Source organism: Moraxella cuniculi DSM 21768 (assembly GCF_900156515.1).
Classification (GTDB): Bacteria; Pseudomonadota; Gammaproteobacteria; order Pseudomonadales; family Moraxellaceae; genus Moraxella; species Moraxella cuniculi.
This window is the reverse complement of the sequence record NZ_FTNU01000019.1, coordinates 1-20,343: the sequence shown is the minus strand read 5'-3', so window position 1 is coordinate 20,343 and position 20,343 is coordinate 1. Positions and strand designations below refer to the sequence as shown.

The window sequence follows — 20,343 nt, the reverse complement described above, 5'->3', positions numbered from 1 at the left end:
ATATTAAAAATTAAATATAAATTAAGCAAAACCTTAAAACCGCTTCATACGCCAAGCATGCTTGGCACTGTCTGACAATTAATAAATAATCGCCCAATAAATCTTCTTATTATAACCCTTTTTTTTTGCTTATCAATCGTAAACTTGCGGATTTCCGCCACAACCTTATACACAGCGGTCAGATTTATCGCTTGCAATTTGGTTGATTTTGTGTGCAAAATAGTAAAATACCTGCCCATTTGCTAAAAATTTTTGAAAATTTGAAAATTTTGCTTGTTTTTTTGAAAATTTTTGGTAAGATAGCAACACTTAAATGGCTGGATGGCAGAGTGGTCATGCAGCGGACTGCAACTCCGTGTACGCCGGTTCGATTCCGACTCCAGCCTCCATTTTTTGCCCGGGTGGTGAAATTGGTAGACACAAGGGATTTAAAATCCCTCGCTCTTTTGAGCGTGCCGGTTCAAGTCCGGCTCTGGGCACCATCACATTTCCCCTGTCTTAGGACGGGGGTTTTGCTTTTATAAAGCAAATCAGACGATTGAACTCCACCATGCCGTTTTTCCACATTTTTACCAACCGCTAATTGCAAGATTTGCCGCCATTACAGATTTTATATAACATCAATCAGTTGGCTACCAATCTTATGTCAGAATTTTGCCATTTTTCTTGTGGTTATCCATAACTTTTTATTTGTTAATGAGAATGATAATCAAAAATTTTTTCATTTGATATTTTGTTGCTGTAATGTATAATTTATTTATTCGGATACTTTTTAGCAATATTAATTAACAAATAGGCAAGATAATGAATCAATTGACCATGCCAACAACCAGTAAATCCTTACTGGCGTTATGTATTTTTATGATTATGGCACAAAATGCCCATGCGGACACGCCTGCCGACAACCGCCCACTCACCGTTGTGCTGCCGCCAGCCATCATTCATCAAGCCAGCCTGCCCAGATTGCAATTTGCCGATAGCAAAATCACAAGGGACAATCTGAACAACCAGCTTATTAATGATGCTTATGATTTAGTGCGTTATGACAGCGATGTCTCGGTCGCCCAGCTGGGCAGATTTGGCAATCAAGGCTTTGCCATTCGTGGCGTTGAGGGCAATCGGGTGAACCTAAATCTTGATGGGGTGAATTTGCCAGAATCAGAATCAAATGAAATATTTTCACGCTATGGCTATATGCCCGAGGGTCGTATCATACCCGAAATGGAACTGATGGATCAGGTACTGATACACGCAGGTGCTGACAGTACAGCGGTCGGCTCTGGTGCGTTGGGCGGCTCGGTGAGCTTTAAGAGCAAAGAACCTACAAGCCTAGTCAAAGACACGCAAGGCTTTGGTGGCTATGCCAAAATTGGTTACAGCAATAAAAATGAAGAAAAAATGGCGGCGGTTGGTATGGCGGCGGTTGGTACCAAAGCTGAATTTTTGCTCAATTATACACGCCGAGAAGGCAGCAAAACCAAGAACCATGCCATGCGTCCAAAAGACAAGGCAAAACTTGACCCAAATTATGTATTTAGCCATGATGAGATGCCAAACCTCATCACCGCAAGCAGCTTAATTTATCCAAATCCCCAAAGCTACACTCAAGACGGCTTGACTGCCAAGCTCTATATCAAATCAAACAAGCATCGATTTGGCATACATGGTCTGTATCAAGAAAAACAAAGCCTGACCAATGCCGACTCCATGCACAACCCACCCATCAGCCCCAACAGACGGCTTGCCAATGATGCACGGCGTACGCATGACACCAGTCGGCTGGCAACCTATGGGCTAAGTTATCGCTATCAACCAACAACCACACTGATTGACAGCATTGGGATAAATCTTAATCAAAGCCGTGCCTTGACACTGGCGGATACTTGGCTGTATGACAGAGTCTTTGATGGCGAGACCTTAAAATCCTCACAGCTGTATCGGCGAGAATATCGACCGACCAACACTGTTACCAAACAAGCCGATTTAATCATCAAAACCAATCCCATCACGCTGGGCAAGGCAGGCACGCATAATCTTAGCTTTGGTACGCAATACAGCCGCCAAAACTACGATTTGGCAACAGTGCAGCTGGGCAAAACAGCGAGTATGGACAGAGCATTTGTTGATAGCAAAAAGCAGGATTTGAGTTTTTATTTGCATGATAATATTGAGATAAATGATCGCCTTCGGGCAAATATTGGCGTACGCTACACCGATTATCAATCCAAACCATATTTTCAGAACAATGTTTTTGGCAATGATGAAAATGCCATCAATGCTGAATTGTGTGATGAATATAACGAAGGGTCGTTTTGCCAACTGTACCGTCAAGGCAACAATTTGCCCAAAGCACGATTTGCAAAAACCACCTACAGCGGTGGTATCGATTATGACCTGATACCCAATCGTGCCAAAGTCGGCTACAAAATCGCCACAGGGTTTTTGGCACCGACCACCACCCAACTGTACGCCAACCAAGAAGTGCCATATTTTGACATCAGACAACTTGCCAACCCTGAACTCAAACCCGAAACCTCCCTTAGCCAAGAGTTCAGCGTTCAAGTTAAGCCACTTAGTAATATAAGGCTAACCGCAACAGCTTATCAAAATAACTACAAAAATTTTATCCAAACCAAATGGGGTGATGACTTAGCAGGCTGTGGCGGGTCGTACTGTTCACAGTCGGTCAATCTAAATGATGCCAAAGTTACAGGGTTTAAACTTGGTGTTGATGCTGATTTATCCAATCTACTTAGCACCAATGGTCGATTGCTGGCATTTGCCAACTATCACCAAGCCAAAGACCGTGCAAGTTTTGACAGCAATAATGGCAAACTTACCATCAACACACTAAGCACCGCCCCAGCAACCTTCATCATGGGTGCAAGCTACACTGCCAATAATGACAGCTGGCAGCTGCACGGCGTGGTTAATGCCATCGCCGCCAAAAAAGCAAAAGATGCCAAGTCATCAGACAAGGCAGAACAGCCACAGGCAGAAGCTATGAATATTCAGGAGCGTACGAGCATATTAATCGCAGCAAAAACGCCCTCATCTACGATCTGTATGGCAGCAAAAAACTTGGCAAAAACTTAAGCCTAACCGCTGGCGTGTACAACATCACCAATGTGCGTTATATCCCTTGGGAGAATCTTAAGCAGTTTGTTGATGGCGAGGCGGGCAACAACATGGTTGATGACAAAGGCTATGGTTTTGCTCGCTACACAGCAACAGGTCGTAACTATGCTGCCGCATTAACCTACACCTTTTAACCAAGCCAAAAAAAACGGTCAAACTTAGCACTGTCAAGTTTGACCGCTGTTTTTTATCATGCGACTAATGCCATCAGCTTGCCAAGATTCGCACCTGCACAATGTGCATCAGCCCATCATCGTCCATCAAAAAATCAACATCAACCTGCAAAAAACGCAAAGAAAACACCACCGCAACCTCTTGCTGGCGATAGGCAGGTCTGGGGTCTTGGGCGATAAGCTGGGTGATAATATCCACATCGGTTGCACTTAGCACCCCTTGTAGCACACAATCAGCAAATGCTTGGCTTGCCTGTGCATCTATCACAACCTTCCTAACAGCTGGTGTATCTATCTTGCCACTGACAGCATCAAACACACTGTCCACAAACGGCAAATACGGCTTAATATCAACAATTGGCGTGCCGTCAATCATATCAGCACCAGCGATATGCAGCCGCACACTGTGCTGATGGCATTCAACGCCGACAAGTCGCACCACCGACAGCCCCAACCCTGACGGTCTGTACATACTACGAGTTGCAAATACCCCCATCTTGGCATTGCCGCCAAACCTTGGCGGACGCACCTGCGGGCGAAAATTTTTCTGCACAACATTCTGATGAAATTGCCACAATACCCACAAATGACTATAAATCTCAATACCTTCAAATGCCGCTGGTGTATCAAATGGTGGCACGAAGTCAATATAACTGGCAAGCTCAACCAAATTCGGCTGTCTTGGCGTACCAAATTTTTGTGGCAACGGTGAGCGATGATAACCAATAATCGGCAAATGGATTTCTTGCATGGGAAAATAATCTCGTTTATGCTAAAATGTGCAGTGCTTATTCCAAAATTACCCTAAATAGTTCTGGCAAAACTGGTTATTATACACCAATTATTTGCCAACCAATCGCCAGCTAACAGGGCTAATATCACAACCTAATCAGCTATAGAGAACATTATGTCAAAATTTATCAGCGAAACTGTTACTTATGTTCATCATTGGAATGACAGTCTATTCACCATCAAAACCACGCGTGGCGACAGCTTGCGTTTTCGCAATGGCGAGTTTGCCATGATTGGCATTATGGTTGATGGCAAGCCTTTGGCTCGTGCCTATTCTATTGCCAGTCCGAACTGGGCAGAGGAATTGGAATTTTTCTCCATCAAAGTACCAGACGGCCCACTTACCAGCCGCCTGCAACATATTCAAGTCGGCGATGAACTGCTGATCAGCAAAAAACCCACAGGCACGCTGGTGCTGGACGACTTGTTGCCTGGTAAACATTTGTATATGCTGGCAACTGGTACAGGTCTTGCTCCGTTTTTATCATTATGCCGCGACCCTGAAGTTTACGAACGCTTCGAAAAAGTGATTTTGGTACACGGGGTTCGTCATGTTGAGGATTTGGCTTATCGTGATTTTTTTGAGAACGAATTGCCAAATGATGAGATTTTTGGCGAATGGGTGCGTGAAAAATTCATCTACTACCCAACCGTTACTCGTGATGAGTTCAAAAACACAGGGCGTGTTACCGACTTATTAAAATCAGGCAAACTGTTTGACGACATCGGACTGCCACCAATCAACAAGCAAGATGACCGTGTGATGATTTGTGGCAGCATGGCGATGAATGCCGACACCGCTGCTATCTTGGACGAGTTTGGCTTGACAGTATCGCCACGCATGGGCGAGCCTGCCGACTATGTGGTTGAGCGAGCCTTTGTTGGTTAATGCCACCATTCCCATCAGACGCATCACATGATGCGTCTTTTTTGTATCAATTTTGCCCGACAAATAAACCTGTGCCAAGTTGGCAGACACCCTTAAGCTGTGAAATACAGCACGCCAGTTGGCTTGCTAAGATTCTTTGGCAATGATAACTTAATTAAGCAATCGCTGCCGCCAACTGCTTGGCAAGTTTGGCAAGCGTGTCTGCATCAACGGTCAGTGTTTCGTGCTTGGCAATTGTGCTAAAATGTGCTGGCACAAGGTGCATGTGATAATGAAAAACCGACTGACCTGCATCGGCATGATTGAGCTGCATCTGCATGATTGCCTGAGTATTTAGCACTTGACGCTGAGCGGTCATGACTTTTTGGGCGGTGGCAATGACAGCCGTGGCGTATTCTAAGGGCAAATCACTAAGCTCCACCGCTTGACATTTGGGAATGACCAAAACATGCCCTGTCGCCACAGGCATAATGTCCATAAACGCCAAAGTCTTCTCATCTTCATAAACCTTGTGGCAAGGCAGCTCTCCTCGCAAAATTTTGGCAAAAATATTGCTATCATCGTATAATGGTTTCATAAAATCTCTCGTAATTGCCATAGACTTATGTCATTGCACCAACGGCAAACACGCCATTTTCTTGCAATGCCATCTTGACTGCATTGTAGCATAATTTTATGATGATTTAAGCTGATTTTCTTGCCGATTTTTGCTATAGTAAGCATTTTTATGAGCCGATGATTATGGATACTGACGAACAGCCCTTATTGATTTTGCAAGACCTGTTTGGTGATGATGGCTTTGTGTTTCGTGTGCATAATGTCAAACTGACCAACATTGACACCGCTTATGATTTGCCACAAATGTTTTTGGCACACTATGACAGCTTGCCCGATGAAATCAAGGCAGACTTACCCCTTAGTGCCACACTGCTTAGGCAAATTAATAAAATGGTTACTGCCGATGAAGCATCTTATATGCTTGGCTTGCCCACAGGCACAATCTGCCCTGCATGGCACATCAAAATCAGCGGCACAACTGTCATTGCCTGCGATGAGTTGCCATTGGCACTGCACACCCAATTCACCAATACCGCCAAACACAGCCAAGCGGTCTATGGCGAACCCCAAGCACTCATCGCCCAAGAGGCTGCACGCTGGCAATTGGCAGGAAATGTTAATATCATCTACAAAAATTCTCAATATCAGCTAATAAGTGCCGACCTGCAAGGCGATACACTTATCATTGACACGCATGACAACTATATGCGATTGCCAAACTCTCACGCTCTGGCAACCACACACGCACTCAACACCCTAAAAAACAACCGCCCTGCCGCCTTGGGCTATCTGCACGATGCTATCTTGGAGAAAATTACTGCCACCGCTTTGGGCTAAGCATCATCACCATTTGGCTTGATTGTCTGCTGCGGTGGCGTATTTTTTGCTGGATTATTGGCAGTCTGCTTTTGTTGATAGCCCTGAAAGTCAGCATATAGGTCATTTTTCATCTGCTCTTCGTCTTGATCCAAAATTTGTACCGTATAATCCCCCAGTGTGAACTTGATATACAGCACCTGCACCCATACGATAATCATCACCATCATCGGTGCTGCCAGTGCCACACCCAAAAAGCCCGTAATCGACCCCATCACCACTTGTGGCAGCAGCAGTGCCACAGGTGGCAAATCCACCATGCGATTTTGTACAATTGGGGCAACAACATAACTCTCAAGTTGCTGCACCGCCACAATCATAATAACCACCCACAGCAACATATCTGGAGCAACAATCAGCGTCAATAGCACAATCGGCACTGCCGACAGCCAAGGGCCAAGCACAGGAACAAAATCCAGCAAAAATGCAATAAACCCCAAAGCCAAGGCAAAAGGAATATCCATCAGCCACAACGCCACCCCTGTTGAAACCCCCACAAAACCCATCACCACAAGCTGCCCTACCAGCCACTGCTGCATCGCACGATAGCTACGCTCAAGCAAATATTCCGCCTTATTGCGACTATTCTTTGGAATCATCGCAACAAAACTTCGGCGATATACCGCAGGCGAAATTGCCAAAAACAACCCAAGTATCACAATCACCACAAAAGTGCCAATACCGCTGATTACACCGCCCAAATAAGTCGGCAAATGCGTCATCGCACCTTCGCCAAACTGTGCCAAAAACCCTTGAGGGTCGCTACGCAGTCGCTCAATCCACGCTTGATTTTGTAGCCATTCATACAGCATTGGATAACTTTGCACATACTGATGCAAATAATCAAATGCTTGCGGTATCATTTGTTTTAAATGCTCAAGCTGATTGGCAAGCTCATGCCCAAATGTGGCAGCAAAACCCACAAAAATACCCAGCAAAAACAACACCACCAGCGTCAATAACACGCCATGCGGCAACCGTCTGGCATACCGCCCCAATACAGGAATTTTTGTCAAAAATTCAACCAAGCTCAACAAAAATACCGCCATCAGAATTGAAGCAAAAACAATCAACCATACATGAATCAAATAATAAAAGCTCACCATTAGCAAAAAGACAGCCATCGCCATCAGAATAAATGATTTTTGTGCTTGGATTGTTGTCATGAAATCTTCCCATCTATGGCAAATCTGCCAAGTTTGTTTTATTGACGAACCAATGATACTCTTTGGCGTGCCAATCGCCGTACCATTGGTTTTTGTGTGCAATTTGCAAGCCTAGCAAGGTTTTGCTAAATTTTCAAGTTTTATGATAACTATTTTTATTATTTCTTGAAAAATCCCAATATTTTTGACCAAGAGTCAAATTTTTCACCCTTTGGGCTTATCATCAGTGGCGTGCTTGGGCAGTGGCAATGGCCCACCAAGCAAATGCTCATCTCTCATTTCATCGTGAGAATTATGCTCTGCCGACTCTGCGGTAATGTACCACTGCTTGTTGCGATACAGTGTCAATCTGTCTCGTCCCAGTCCACGCCATAGGCAGTACATCATCACAAACACCACCAAAGCAAATGGCAAACCTGCAATAATGGCGGCCGCCTGCAATGCCGACAAGCCACCTGCCACAATCAGCACCGCCGCCATCAGCCCCTCTGAAGTTACCCAAAACAACCGCTGTATCTTTGGTGGGTTGGTCTGACCCCCTGCCGTCAGCATATCCACCACCAGACTGGCACTGTCTGCCGATGTTACAAACCACAAGACAATCATCGCCAAAATCACCACCATCAACCCTTGCGTCAATGGATAATATTCAATCAATTTAAAGACCGCACTGCCATAGTCCGCCTGCACCGCTTGCACCAAGCCAAAATCACCCAGCAGCTCCATATATACCGCCACACCACCGAATGTAGTAAACCAAAAGAACAGCAGCGTCATCGGCACAAACAGCACGCCAAACAAAAATTCACGAATGGTGCGACCTCTTGAGATGCGTGCAATAAAAATCCCCACAAACGGCGACCAGCTCACCCACCACGCCCAATAAAACACCGTCCAACTCGCCTGCCAATTGCTATCGGCATACGCCTCATTCCACAGCCCCAAACTGATAAGATTGCCTGCATAGTTGCCAATATTCTCCACAAAACTATCAAAAATAAACTGTGTCGGCCCTGTTATCACCATAAAGACAAGCAGCAACAAAGTAGCAACGATGGTAATATCGCTCAATCTTTTCACTCCTTTATCCAAGCCCGCCATCACCGAGACAGCAGCAGCGATGGTAATCAGTGCAATCAAAGACACCTTCAGCCAGATACTTGGGCTAATACCAAACAATTGCACCAACCCTGTCTCAAGCTGCATAACACCCAATCCCAGCGAAGTTACCACGCCAAACATCGTGCCAAATACCGCCAAAACATCAACCGCATGACCCCATTTGCCATAGATGCGTTTACCAATCAGCGGAAACAGCACCGAGCGAATCGACAGGGGCAATCCTCGCCGATAATGAAAATAGGCCAGCGACAACGCAACGATGGCATACACCGCCCAAGCGTGCAATCCCCAATGCAAAAACGAAAGCTGCATTGCCAATTTTGCCGCCTCAATACTCTGTGGCTCACCCATCGGTGGCGAGGCGAAATGATACAATGGCTCTGCCGTTCCCCAGTACAAAAGCCCAATGCCAATCCCTGCCGAAAACAGCATACCAATCCACGAGCCAAAACTGTACTGCGGCGTTTCGGTCTGATGACCCAGACGAATATCGCCAAAATGGCTAAATCCCAAATAAGCACAAAAAACCAACGCTGCATTCATCAAAATAATCAGCACAAAACCAACTCTGGTGCTGATAAACTGCTGCACCTGTCCAAATACCGCCCCTGCTTGCTCGCTGAACAACGCTCCATATAATAAAAACAGCATAATCAATAAAGCAGAGCTTACAAAAACAGGAATGCTGACTTTGGGAAATATGCCAAATCGGCTGATTTTAACCCCTTCTGCCATGACTTCTTTATCACAAGAATTATCTGTAACTTGTTGATTATTCATAGTTTATCCTTAATGGTGTCATCGCCTTGTTATATTCAATGTAAAACAAGGCTACTTTTTAAGGATTTTTAATTGTATTTTATATAAATAATAAATTTAAAAATATTGCCAAATACCATTACCCACCGATGCACAGTATCTGAATAACCGCACAGCATACGATTACAATGTAGCGGTTTCAACTTTATATTTAGATAAATTTAAAAAATACAATTAAAAATCAATCAATAATCCATCAGACTAACAATATCGGTATTGATTTGCAAATTTTTGGATTTTTATTTATTGCCGATACTGCAAAAATTTTATTTAAGATATTGATTTTATTATATTTTTATTTTTTGTTGTATTTTGTAACTGCAAATGAATCACAAATAATCTCTACCGCTTGGTTGATTTTGTCAGTCTGATGAATGGTAATTTTTGGTTGCATTGCACCTTTATAGACAAAATTTCTCATCACTGCCAAAATCAAGCAAGTTTTTGATGATAAAAAGTGCTAAAATAAGCAAATTTGCATTCATATTTGTAGCCAATCGCCAACAAAGGAGGCAATATGCCAACCTACCGCTCAAAAACATCTACCGCAGGTCGCAACATGGCAGGAGCAAGAGCCTTGTGGCGTGCCACTGGCATGACCGATGCGGATTTTGACAAGCCCATCATTGCCATTGCCAACTCATTTACCCAATTCGTTCCCGGTCATGTGCATTTAAAAGATTTGGGTCAGCTGGTCGCCCGAGAGATTGAGGCAGCAGGTGGCGTTGCCAAAGAATTTAACACCATCGCCGTTGATGATGGCATTGCCATGGGGCATGGTGGTATGCTGTATAGCTTGCCCAGTCGTGATTTGATTGCGGACAGTGTTGAATACATGGTCAATGCCCATTGTGCCGATGCATTGGTCTGCATTTCCAACTGCGACAAAATCACCCCAGGTATGCTGATGGCAGCCATGCGACTAAACATTCCAACCATCTTTGTCTCTGGCGGCCCGATGGAGGCTGGCAAGGTGTTAGCAAGTACTCTAGGTGATGGGCATACCGTCCACGAAACCATCACTAATGATGATGGTCAAAAGGTGCGTAAGCTGGATTTGGTTGATGCCATGATTGATGCTGCTGATGACCTTATTTCAGACAATGATGTTGCCAATGTCGAACGCTCAGCCTGCCCAACCTGTGGCTCATGCTCTGGTATGTTTACCGCCAATTCCATGAACTGCCTAACCGAAGCACTGGGCTTATCACTGCCCGGTAACGGCTCATTGCTCGCCACGCATGCCAAACGCAAACAGCTGTTTTTGCAAGCAGGTCGCAGCATCGTTGCCCTTGCCAAACGCTACTATGAACAAGACGATGCCAGCGTACTGCCACGCTCAATCGCCAGCAAAGAGGCCTTTGAAAATGCCATGAGCCTAGACATTGCTATGGGCGGCTCAACCAATACCATCTTACACCTGCTTGCCGCTGCCAATGAAGCAGGCGTGGACTTTAAGATGGCGGACATTGACCGCTTGTCTCGCTCGGTGCCATGCCTATCAAAAGTCGCCCCTGCCACCCAAAAATACCACATGGAAGATGTGCATCGTGCTGGTGGCGTGATGGGGATTTTGGCAGAATTAAACCGTGCAGGGCTATTAAAAACCCATGTACCAACCGTGCATTCAGAAAGCCTGCAAGCCGCTCTTGATAAATGGGACATCATGAACCCTGACAACAGTGAGGCTCGTGAGCTGTATATCGCCGCCCCTGCTGGCATACGCACCACCGAGGCATTTAGCCAAAATAAAGTCTGGAGCAATCTGGATTTGAACCGTGAAAGTGGCTGCATCCGCAGTAAGGATTTTGCCTACAGTCAAGATGGCGGCTTGGCGGTGCTGTTTGGCAATATTGCCGAGCGTGGTTGCGTGGTCAAGACTGCAGGCGTTGATGAGAGCATTTTGACCTTTACAGGGCGTGCCAGAGTATTTGAAAGCCAAGAGGCGGCAGTAGAGGCAATCTTGGGCGATCAGATTATCGCAGGGGATATTGTCATTATCCGTTACGAAGGTCCAAAAGGTGGCCCCGGTATGCAAGAAATGCTCTACCCAACTTCTTATTTAAAATCAAAAGGCTTGGGCAAGGCTTGTGCATTACTGACCGATGGTCGTTTCAGTGGTGGCACATCAGGTCTATCTATCGGACACGCCAGTCCAGAGGCGGCTGAGGGGGGTAATATTGGTCTTGTTGAAGAATTTGACACGATTCACATTGACATTCCCAACCGCACAATTCATCTTGATGTAACAGATGATGAGCTGGACAAACGCCGCGAAAAACAACTATCCAGAGGCAAAATGGCATTTAAACCCATCAATCGCAATCGCACTGTCAGCCAAGCCTTGCGTGCTTATGCAGCCATGGCAACATCTGCCGACACTGGTGCTGTGCGTGATGTCAGCCAAGTAGAATAACGGCTAACGGCACAATTGCCACCACAAGATACCAAGCAGCTTGTGGTGGCTTTATGCCAAATGCACTAAATCAGCCGAATTCTGCCCATATTTGGCAAATTTATTGAAATGGCTTAGAGTTAATTTATTAAAATAACAACAATTCTATATTTAGAATTTATTATCAAAAATACCAAAGTACAGCCAGAGCATATTGGCTAAATTAATAGATTTGATAAATTATCATTTAAATATATCAATAAAATCTAAACTTACAACCGCACCGCCAACTCAAAACCCTCACGAATGGCACGCTTGGCATCCAATCCGTCAGACAATCTGGCACCTCCAATGGCATGATAATCCGCTTTTGGCGTATCGCCAAGTTTTGGCATCAGCTCATTGACCGATTCTTGCCCAACACATAGCACCACCGTATCAACGCGAATCAGCTGCGACACACCATCTAGGCGAACCCACAGCCCTTCATCGGTGATTTTTTCATATTCCGCTTCAGAAATTTGAATCACACCTGCCTGCTTCATGACTGCTTTATGCACCCAGCCTGTTGTCTTGCCCAGCGACTTGCCCAGCTTACCTGCACTGCGTTGCAACAAATACACCTGACGACAAGGCTTAATTGCAGTGGCAGCGGTCAGCCCTCCTTCGTGGTTATAATGAGCATCTGGCTGCACGCCCCATTGGGCAAAAAACGACTCCGCCGTCTGGGCAACCGCTTGATAATGCTCATCATTGACATCGGCTGCAACCGATTCACCATGCACCAAAAATTCCGCCACATCAAAACCAATACCCCCTGCACCCAGCACCGCCACTCGCTCGCCTGCCACCTTCTCGCCGCTTAAAAGCTCGCTGTAGCTGACAACTTTCGGCAAATTCACACCAGCAAGCGTGGTTAATTGGCGTGGCACAACCCCTGTGGCGATGATAACATGGTCCGCCTGCATATTGGCAAGCATCGCCCTATCCACTTTGGTATTTAGCTCCACAGTAATGCCAAGCCGCTTAATCTGCTCACGAAAATAGCGAATGGTCTCAAAAAACTCCTCTTTGCCCGGTATCACCTTTGCCAGATTAAACTGCCCACCGATAAATGGCTTGGCTTCATAAATCACCACCTGATGACCTCGAGTTGCTGCCGTTACTGCAGCCGACAAACCTGCAACACCTGCTCCGATGATGACGATTTTTTTGGGTTTTTTGGCAGGTTTTAGGGCAATTTGACTCTCAAAACACGCCAAAGGATTCACCAAGCAGCTCACTTGCTCGTTATTAAAGGTATGATCAAGGCATGCTTGATTACAACCAATGCAAGTATTGATAAGATTTTCTTGATTATTGCGTGCTTTATTGACCCATTCACTATCTGCCAAAAACGGCCTTGCCATTTGCACCAAATCCGCCTGATTGCTTGCCAATATTTCCTCAGCAACTTTGGGCATATTGATGCGATTGGCGGCGATGATGGGCGTATTGACTGCTGCCTTGAGTGCTTCGGTATATCGTACAAAAGCCGCTCGTGGCACACTGCTAACAATGGTCGGAATGCGTGATTCATGCCAGCCGATGCCAGTGTTTAACAAGGTTATGCCAGCACTTTCTAGTGATTTGGCAAACTCAATCACCTCAGCCATCACAAGCCCCTGCTCCACCAACTCTATCACAGGCAGCCGAAAACTGATGATAAATTGCTCACCGACCGCTTGTCTAATTGCCCTGACAATCTCAACTGCGAACCGCCCACGATTTTCTAGCGTGCCACCATATTTATCATTGCGTTGATTGGTGCATGATGACAAAAATTGATTGATAAGATAACCTTCAGAACCCATAATCTCAACGCCATCATAACCTGCTTTTTTGGCAAGCGTTGCCGTATGAGCAAAATCTGCAATGGTGGCTGCGATATTTTTTTGGCTCATTTGCCGTGGCTTAAAGGGCGAGATGGGCGATTTTATTGCACTGGGGGCGACAACAAAGGGGTGATAACCATACCGCCCTGCGTGCAAAATTTGTAGCAATATCTTGGCACCGTGCTTATGCACTGCGTGGGTGATTCTGCGATGATGCACCACATCTGCCAAGCGATTCATTGTACCTGCCAAAGGCGTCAGCCAACCCTCACGATTTGGCGAAATGCCGCCTGTGATAATCAGCCCCACTCCGCCTTTTGCTCGAGCCTCAAAATACGCCGCCAGCCTGCCATAATGATAAAATCTATCCTCAAGCCCCGTGTGCATTGACCCCATGATGATGCGATTTTTTAATTGAGTAAATCCCAAATCAAGCGGCTCAAACAAATGCGGATAATGGCTGTTTTCTTCACTGATGGCAATGCTTGAGTTATTTGTTAATTTTTTCTTAAAAAAGGCTAAAGGCATGGCTATTTTCCTATGGCTAGCTGTAGCAATTTTTATCGGTGTATTTGTTATGCATAAATATCAAGCCACAGACTGCAAGACGCAAGTGGCAGGTTTTATCCAAGCATAATACATTGCCCAAATTTTAGCACATTTTTTGGCAATGTCTTGTGATTTTTTGACGAACGAAATTTAATCAAAAAAAATTCACACAAATCATTTGCCAAAGCCACAAAATCAAGGTAAGCTATCAATAATACGCCCATCACAGAGTGATAAATTGTGGGCAATATCATCAATACTATAAGGATAATCATGAGCGATATCATCACCATTTCGGGTCAAATCACCCCTGACGAGGTCAGACAACTTGCCCAGCAAGGCTACAAAACCCTCATCAACAACCGCCCTGACAACGAAGAACCAAATCAACCAAGCTCTGCACAAATCGCCGCTGTTGCTGCCGATTGTGGCATTGCCTATCAGCAAATCGCTTTTGCAGGTGGTATGCTTGAGATGCACCATGTGCAATCCTTTGCTGATTTTTATAACCAAACCGAGCGTCCGCTGCATATTTTTTGTCGCAGTGGCAACCGCTCAAGCATTATTCTGCAAGCCGCCCGAGAGCATGATTTGCTTGATGACTAAAGCTGTTGCAGATGGTCTATTTTGTGGCTTAATATGGCATAAAACGCACTTTTTTAGTACAATAAGTCCAATTTGATTGATAACCAAACAGCCAATAAGCGATAATTATGACAAAACACATTCCTATCTTGGATAAAAACGACATTGCCAAAATGCAACTTGCTGGCAAACTTGCCGCTGATGTATTAACCATGCTTGATGAATATGTCAAAGTAGGTGTCAGCACAGGCACGCTTGATGATATTGCCCATCGCTATATCACCGAAGTGCAAGGAGCAATCCCAGCACCGCTGAATTATAATGGCTTTCCAAAATCCATCTGCACCTCCATCAACCATGTCGTCTGCCACGGCATTCCTGACCACGAACGCATCTTAAAAGATGGCGATATTATTAATATTGACATCACCGTCATCAAAGATGGTTATTATGGCGATACCTCAAAAATGTGGGTGGTCGGCAAACCTACCATCATGGGCGAAAGACTGTGCCGTGTCGCCCAAGAGGCTCTCTATGCTGGCATGAAAGTCGTCAAAAATGGTGCAAGGCTGGGTGATATTGGTGCTGCAATTCAAGCCGTGGTCGAACCTGAGCGTTTTAGCATCGTCAGAGAATTTTGTGGACATGGCATTGGCAAGAGTTTTCATGCAGAACCACAAGTGCTGCACTACGGCAAAGCAGGCACAGGCATTGAGCTAAAAACTGGCATGGCACTTACCATTGAGCCTATGATTAATCAAGGGGTCTGGCAAACCAAAGTCCTAAAAGACGGCTGGACAGCGATCACCAAAGACCGCAAACTATCCGCCCAATGGGAGCATACCATCATTGTTACGGATACAGGCTGTCTTGTTACCACCGCCAGAGATGATGAGGATTTGAGTTTTTTAAATAACTAAGCATCAAGGCAAGTAGTGCTTGATAATCCACTTGCCGCCATTGCCATTTGCCCAATGTCCATGACGCAATACGCCCAACTTGACCAAAGCGACAAACTGCTCGCTTATTGCCAACAGCTGGAACTGAACCTGCCAACACCGCCCAATCTTACAGATTGTGCAGCCATTCGCCACTATTTGCAAGCGACAAATCACGCCATTGACAAACACCTAAGGCATCGTGGCACGGCAGCAACCGAACAAATCGGCACGCTCATCAATATCCGCACGCTGGTTATTGATGAAGTGCTAAGTGCCTTATTTGCCTATCATCTGCCTGATAATTTTGCCTTATTTGCCATTGGTGGCTATGGTCGCTGTGAGCTGCTGCCCGCCTCGGACATTGATATTTTATTGATTGGCGAAAACATTCATGCCACCCAAGCAAACATTGAGCAATTTGTTGCCAGCCTGTGGGATATTGGCATTACACCAGCATTTTCGGTACAAGACAAAACCGCACTGGATACAGCTGTCAGCGACCAGACCATTGCTACTGCTTGGCTGGACGCACGACTGGTTGCTGGCAATGTATCATTCATAAATTTACCTTTCAATACTGTTAAAAAAAACTGGTCAATACAAGCATTCTACACCGCCAAAATCAACGAAGCAAAACAGCGATATCTCTCGCACAATGCCACCGAATACAACCTTGAGCCACACATCAAAAACGCCCCCGGTGGTCTGCGTGATTTGCATATTTTGCACTGGCTTTCACGATTTTATTTTGGGCAAGACAGTTCTGATGCTGTAGCGAATTTCATCAGCCAAGATGAACGCCAAGAAATCATCGCCGCCCAAGAGTTTTTGTGGTGCGTGCGTCATCATCTGCATACGCTGGCAAATCGCAACGAAGACAGGCTGCTGTTTGATTACCAAAAAAGCCTCGCCGAACGCTTTGGTTATTATCAGCCGAATGAACAAGCTACGCACCACGACATCACCGCCGCCTTGGAGGTGATGATGCGGCAGTACTATCACCATGCCATGCGTGTGACAACGCTGTCGGAGATGCTTTGTGCTTATTTTGCCGAAAATTACCTGACAGATACATCGCTTGCTCTTTGTTCTGGTGAACGCACGGTGATTGATGATAATTTTTGTTTAATCAGCACAAAAGACACAGATGGCAAACTGGTAACAAAAATCCATGCCAACCATGCTGATACTTTTAGCAACAACCCTGCCAATTTGCTGAAAATTTTTTTAATCATGGGGCAGCAAGGCATCAACAAAATCACCGCTGCCACCTTGCGTGCCATTAATCAAGCCAGCCTGCTGATTGATGATGATTTTCGCAACCAAAGCCAGCACCGTCAATTATTCTTGGCAAATTTACAACAGAGTAATTATTTGTTTCATCGCCTAAGGCTGATGAAACGCTTTGGCGTACTGGGCAATTATCTGCCCGCCTTTGGGCAAGTGATGGGGCTTATGCAATACGATTTGTTTCATCGCTATACGGTTGATGCTCACACGCTGTTTTTGGTGCGGATTTTGCACCGTTTTGAGACGGACAGCACAGGAAAATATGGCTTGGCAAGTGAAATTTATCAAAAAATCGCTCGCAAAGACATTCTTATCATCGCTGCGATTTTTCATGATATTGCCAAGGGTCGTGGTGGCGACCATGCCAAATTGGGAGCGGTTGATGCTTATCAATTCTGCCTAGATCACGGCATGAGCGAATCGGACAGTCAGCTGGTTCGCTGGCTGGTGCTTGAGCATCTAACCATGTCGCTTACCGCCCAAAAACAAGACATCAGCGACCCTGATGTCATTACTCGCTTTGCAGAATTTAGCGAATCAATCGCCAGACTTAATCATCTGTATGTGCTGACCGTTGCCGACATGAACGCCACCAACAGTCAGCTTTGGAACTCATGGCGTGCCACCTTGCTCAAGCAGCTATACACCAGCGTCCACCGCGTGCATAGCTTAGGGGTGCATACTGTTGATAAAGACAAAGTCATCGCCTTACGCAAAACCGCTGCCAATGATTTACTTATCCAACAACACCACACCCAAGAACAAATAACCGCCCTCTGGTCTGGCTTTGGTGAAGAATATTTTCTCAAACAAAAAGTAAGCGACATTGTCTGGCAAACCACACAAATCTTGGCAAATAAGCACAAGCTAACACTTGGCGAGCCAATCATTATGCTAAGACGACACGATGAAGTCTCGCTAAGGGGCATACAATTGCTCGTTTGCACCCCAGATCAGGACAATTTATTTGCCACCACCGTATGCGTTTTGGACAAAATGGGGCTAAGCGTCCTAGATGCGACCATCATCTCTGCAAGCATTGACGATACTGCAATGGCACTTGATTGCTATGTGCTCATTGATAGGCATGGTGCAAACTGTGATACCGATTTATTATCCTATTCACACCGTCATCATGAATTGGTTGATAAACTTCGCACAAGCCTTCACCACCAGCATCTTTGCACGCCACCAAAAACCTTCAAAACCACCAGCCCACTTCGGCATTTTAACCTGCCAACACAAGTGCATTTTACCAAAGCAACCACGCTGGCTCAGCAAGGTCGCCACCAAATGCAGCTGATTACCAAGGACAGACCATCATTGCTTGCCAAGATTGGAGCGGTATTTAGTGAATTGTCCGTGCAGGTGCATGGGGCAAGAATTACCACTTTGGGCGAGCGTGCCGAAGATATGTTTTATTTGAGCAATCAGCACGGCGAGCTGCTTAGTGATGATAAATTAATACAAATAAAAGAAAAACTTATCAATATCTTGGACAATTAGCCACACTGATGCACTTTGCCCAAAATCTCACTTAACAAACTTAAGCAACATTATGTAAATCAAGCCGTATTTTTCTCACAAAAATGCCACAAATTCAGCTGTCCAATGGTGGTATTTTCGGCAAATTTATGCCAAAATATCGTCCATTAGTATCGCAATTTTGGCAAAATGCCGAGCAAAAATATCACCGAGAAGAACTCATGAAGCTCCCTTACAAGTTTATACTATCAGCAGGACTTATGCTTGGTAGTGTCGCACTGGCAAATCAGCCCAGTAGCACACTCACCGTTGATGAAGAATCGCTACCTGCCTGCACCAAAACCGCCCTGCCAGAAGGCGTGGAATTTGCCATCATCTATCCTGATTGTGGCTATGTTGATGGCTTGGCACCTGTCATTAAAGAAGGCAAATACGGCTTTGCTGACACCACAGGCAAGCTGGTCATCGCCACCGCTTATCAAGAAGCCCACCCATTTAGCAACAATTTGGCACTGTATCGCCAAAATGGCAAATATGGCTACCTAGATCGCACAGGCAAAGTTGCCATCAAGCCACAGTTTGAGGACGCATGGGGATTTTGGGAAGGTCGTGCCAAAGTTGCCCAAAATGGCAAATATGGCTTTATTGACAGCACGGGCAAAATGGTCATCAAACCACAGTTTGAGGTGGTTGGCGACTGGTTTGAAGATGGCTTGGTGCTGTTTAAACAAGGTGATAAATACGGCTTTTTGGACAAATCAGGCAAAGTTGCCATCAAGCCACAGTTTGACTCCGCCAAAAGCTTCTCCGAAGGGTTGGCAGCCGTTACCAAAAAAACAGGATTGACAGACGCACAAGGTGTGCCTTTGCATAAATTTGGCTTTATTGATACCACAGGCAAGGTGGTCATTGAACTAAAATACGACCTTGTTTATGACTTTTTCATGGGTGCCTCCTATGTGGTTGATGGCGAATCATCATACTATATTGACAAATCAGGCAACCGTACCAATATGCCAAAATATCAATAAAACCAAAAGCACTTGCAATATTTGCAAAAGCAGTCTATAATCAGAAAATCAGGGGATGTTCTGGCTTCGACGCTGGTAGCGAAACCTAATGATGCATGTCAAGAGCGTATGCCTCTTGTAAATCAACATACATTTAAAATAGTCGCAAACGACGAAACTTACGCACTAGCTGCCTAAGGGCGCTTGGGACGGCACAGATTGCCTTTGGTCTGGTTGCTCTCCCCGATGCGAACGCACAAAGGATAGTAGCTGTTAGCGTTGCGATGACAGCTGCGAAATCTTAGCAAATCGTCCAATCCATCCTGACTGTCGGTTCGGTGCGGATTAAAGCCATAGACAGAATCTAAGCATGTAGACTCATAGATGTAGTGCTGGCGGACGCAGGTTCAACTCCCGCCATCTCCACCAATAAAACCATTAAAAATCAATCACTTGCGTGGTTGATTTTTTTATTTGACTTATTTTTGACTTATTTTATAGCTTTATATCTCATTAGCACTTCGCCCATGGCTGGCAATTTTTACATACCAAACCTTCGGGCAAATAACCCCCAGCCGTCAAGACTGGGGGGGTATCATCAGCCAATCCTAAAAACCTGTCCTCTTTGAGTGCCGCTTGGGTGCTTGTAGCCCAGATGAATCCAGCTGTTTGGACTGGTTG

14 protein-coding genes, 2 tRNA genes and 1 other RNA gene are annotated in these 20,343 nt (G+C 45.3%); 12 read left to right on the top strand and 5 right to left on the bottom strand.

Going from position 1 to position 20,343, the window contains the following annotated elements:
• Window positions 1-315 precede the first annotated feature (315 nt).
• The 4 genes from BW928_RS09500 to BW928_RS12120 all read left to right on the top strand — a co-directional run bounded on the left by BW928_RS09500 (window position 316) and on the right by BW928_RS12120 (window position 3,272).
• Window positions 316-389: transfer RNA gene (locus tag BW928_RS09500), tRNA-Cys, on the top strand.
• Window positions 390-395: 6 nt separating this feature from the next.
• Window positions 396-482 (top strand) — tRNA-Leu (locus tag BW928_RS09495).
• Window positions 483-804: 322 nt separating this feature from the next.
• Window positions 805-3,096: a TonB-dependent receptor domain-containing protein gene (locus tag BW928_RS09490; protein WP_076555989.1), complete on the top strand. Its 2,292-nt coding sequence runs from the start codon at window positions 805-807 to the stop codon at window positions 3,094-3,096.
• A gap of 14 nt (window positions 3,097-3,110) precedes the next feature.
• Window positions 3,111-3,272 (top strand): hypothetical protein, encoded by a 162-nt coding sequence (locus BW928_RS12120; protein WP_169835312.1) that lies wholly within the window; start codon window positions 3,111-3,113, stop codon window positions 3,270-3,272.
• A 73-nt stretch (window positions 3,273-3,345) separates the two neighbouring features.
• On the opposite strand, the gene tsaA is transcribed toward BW928_RS12120, so the two are convergent.
• Complete coding sequence (gene tsaA / locus BW928_RS09485) at window positions 3,346-4,062, bottom strand: tRNA (N6-threonylcarbamoyladenosine(37)-N6)-methyltransferase TrmO (RefSeq protein ID WP_076555988.1); 717 nt, start codon at window positions 4,060-4,062, stop codon at window positions 3,346-3,348.
• A gap of 156 nt (window positions 4,063-4,218) precedes the next feature.
• Here tsaA and BW928_RS09480 point away from each other — a divergent pair, with 156 nt between their 5' ends.
• A complete protein-coding gene (locus tag BW928_RS09480) occupies window positions 4,219-4,992 on the top strand; it encodes a ferredoxin--NADP reductase (RefSeq protein WP_076555987.1) in 774 nt (257 codons plus the stop codon).
• 154 nt (window positions 4,993-5,146) lie between these two features.
• Here the strand turns inward: BW928_RS09480 and BW928_RS09475 are convergent, their stop codons facing one another.
• Entirely contained in the window at window positions 5,147-5,569 is a 423-nt protein-coding gene (locus tag BW928_RS09475; RefSeq protein WP_076555986.1) for an HIT family protein, read from the bottom strand.
• Between the two features lie 164 nt (window positions 5,570-5,733).
• Here BW928_RS09475 and BW928_RS09470 point away from each other — a divergent pair, with 164 nt between their 5' ends.
• A complete protein-coding gene (locus BW928_RS09470; RefSeq protein WP_076555985.1) occupies window positions 5,734-6,387 on the top strand; it encodes a hypothetical protein in 654 nt (217 codons plus the stop codon).
• Here BW928_RS09470 and BW928_RS09465 read toward each other — a convergent pair.
• Both BW928_RS09465 and BW928_RS09460 read right to left on the bottom strand, forming a co-directional pair.
• Entirely contained in the window at window positions 6,384-7,694 is a 1,311-nt protein-coding gene (locus BW928_RS09465) for an AI-2E family transporter (protein WP_227516591.1), read from the bottom strand. The genes BW928_RS09470 and BW928_RS09465 overlap by 4 nt on opposite strands.
• A gap of 102 nt (window positions 7,695-7,796) precedes the next feature.
• Window positions 7,797-9,494, bottom strand: coding sequence for a BCCT family transporter (locus BW928_RS09460; protein WP_076555983.1), 1,698 nt, complete (start codon window positions 9,492-9,494; stop codon window positions 7,797-7,799).
• Window positions 9,495-10,050: 556 nt separating this feature from the next.
• On the opposite strand from BW928_RS09460, the gene ilvD reads away from it, so the two are divergent.
• Window positions 10,051-11,949 (top strand): dihydroxy-acid dehydratase, encoded by a 1,899-nt coding sequence (gene ilvD / locus BW928_RS09455; protein WP_076555982.1) that lies wholly within the window; start codon window positions 10,051-10,053, stop codon window positions 11,947-11,949.
• A 251-nt stretch (window positions 11,950-12,200) separates the two neighbouring features.
• Here ilvD and BW928_RS09450 read toward each other — a convergent pair whose 3' ends face one another.
• Window positions 12,201-14,330, bottom strand: coding sequence for an NADPH-dependent 2,4-dienoyl-CoA reductase (locus tag BW928_RS09450; RefSeq protein WP_076555981.1), 2,130 nt, complete (start codon window positions 14,328-14,330; stop codon window positions 12,201-12,203).
• A gap of 294 nt (window positions 14,331-14,624) precedes the next feature.
• Here BW928_RS09450 and BW928_RS09440 point away from each other — a divergent pair, with 294 nt between their 5' ends.
• The 5 genes from BW928_RS09440 (at window position 14,625) to ssrA (ending at window position 20,091) form a co-directional block, all read left to right on the top strand.
• On the top strand, window positions 14,625-14,957 hold the full coding sequence (locus BW928_RS09440; RefSeq protein ID WP_076555979.1) for a protein tyrosine phosphatase family protein: 333 nt from the start codon (window positions 14,625-14,627) through the stop codon (window positions 14,955-14,957).
• A gap of 107 nt (window positions 14,958-15,064) precedes the next feature.
• Window positions 15,065-15,856 (top strand): type I methionyl aminopeptidase, encoded by a 792-nt coding sequence (gene map / locus BW928_RS09435; protein ID WP_076555978.1) that lies wholly within the window; start codon window positions 15,065-15,067, stop codon window positions 15,854-15,856.
• A gap of 15 nt (window positions 15,857-15,871) precedes the next feature.
• Window positions 15,872-18,673, top strand: a complete 2,802-nt coding sequence (glnD, locus tag BW928_RS09430; protein ID WP_076555977.1) for a [protein-PII] uridylyltransferase — start codon at window positions 15,872-15,874, stop codon at window positions 18,671-18,673.
• A 128-nt stretch (window positions 18,674-18,801) separates the two neighbouring features.
• The gene (locus BW928_RS09425; RefSeq protein WP_078310311.1) at window positions 18,802-19,683 is read left to right on the top strand and encodes a WG repeat-containing protein; all 882 of its coding nucleotides are present in this window, start codon (window positions 18,802-18,804) and stop codon (window positions 19,681-19,683) included.
• Window positions 19,684-19,734: 51 nt separating this feature from the next.
• Window positions 19,735-20,091: a transfer-messenger RNA gene (gene ssrA / locus BW928_RS09420) on the top strand.
• Window positions 20,092-20,343: the final 252 nt, after the last annotated feature.

Coding starts and splice junctions, on each gene's coding strand:
- tsaA (WP_076555988.1), bottom strand. CDS start 4,062: ATGCAAGAAATCCATTTGCCGATTATTGGTTATCATCGCTCACCGTTG.
- BW928_RS09440 (WP_076555979.1), top strand. CDS start 14,625: ATGAGCGATATCATCACCATTTCGGGTCAAATCACCCCTGACGAGGTC.
- BW928_RS09425 (WP_078310311.1), top strand. CDS start 18,802: ATGCCAAAATATCGTCCATTAGTATCGCAATTTTGGCAAAATGCCGAG.
- ilvD (WP_076555982.1), top strand. CDS start 10,051: ATGCCAACCTACCGCTCAAAAACATCTACCGCAGGTCGCAACATGGCA.
- BW928_RS09450 (WP_076555981.1), bottom strand. CDS start 14,330: ATGCCTTTAGCCTTTTTTAAGAAAAAATTAACAAATAACTCAAGCATT.
- BW928_RS09470 (WP_076555985.1), top strand. CDS start 5,734: ATGGATACTGACGAACAGCCCTTATTGATTTTGCAAGACCTGTTTGGT.
- BW928_RS09475 (WP_076555986.1), bottom strand. CDS start 5,569: ATGAAACCATTATACGATGATAGCAATATTTTTGCCAAAATTTTGCGA.
- BW928_RS09490 (WP_076555989.1), top strand. CDS start 805: ATGAATCAATTGACCATGCCAACAACCAGTAAATCCTTACTGGCGTTA.
- BW928_RS09460 (WP_076555983.1), bottom strand. CDS start 9,494: ATGAATAATCAACAAGTTACAGATAATTCTTGTGATAAAGAAGTCATG.
- map (WP_076555978.1), top strand. CDS start 15,065: ATGACAAAACACATTCCTATCTTGGATAAAAACGACATTGCCAAAATG.
- BW928_RS09480 (WP_076555987.1), top strand. CDS start 4,219: ATGTCAAAATTTATCAGCGAAACTGTTACTTATGTTCATCATTGGAAT.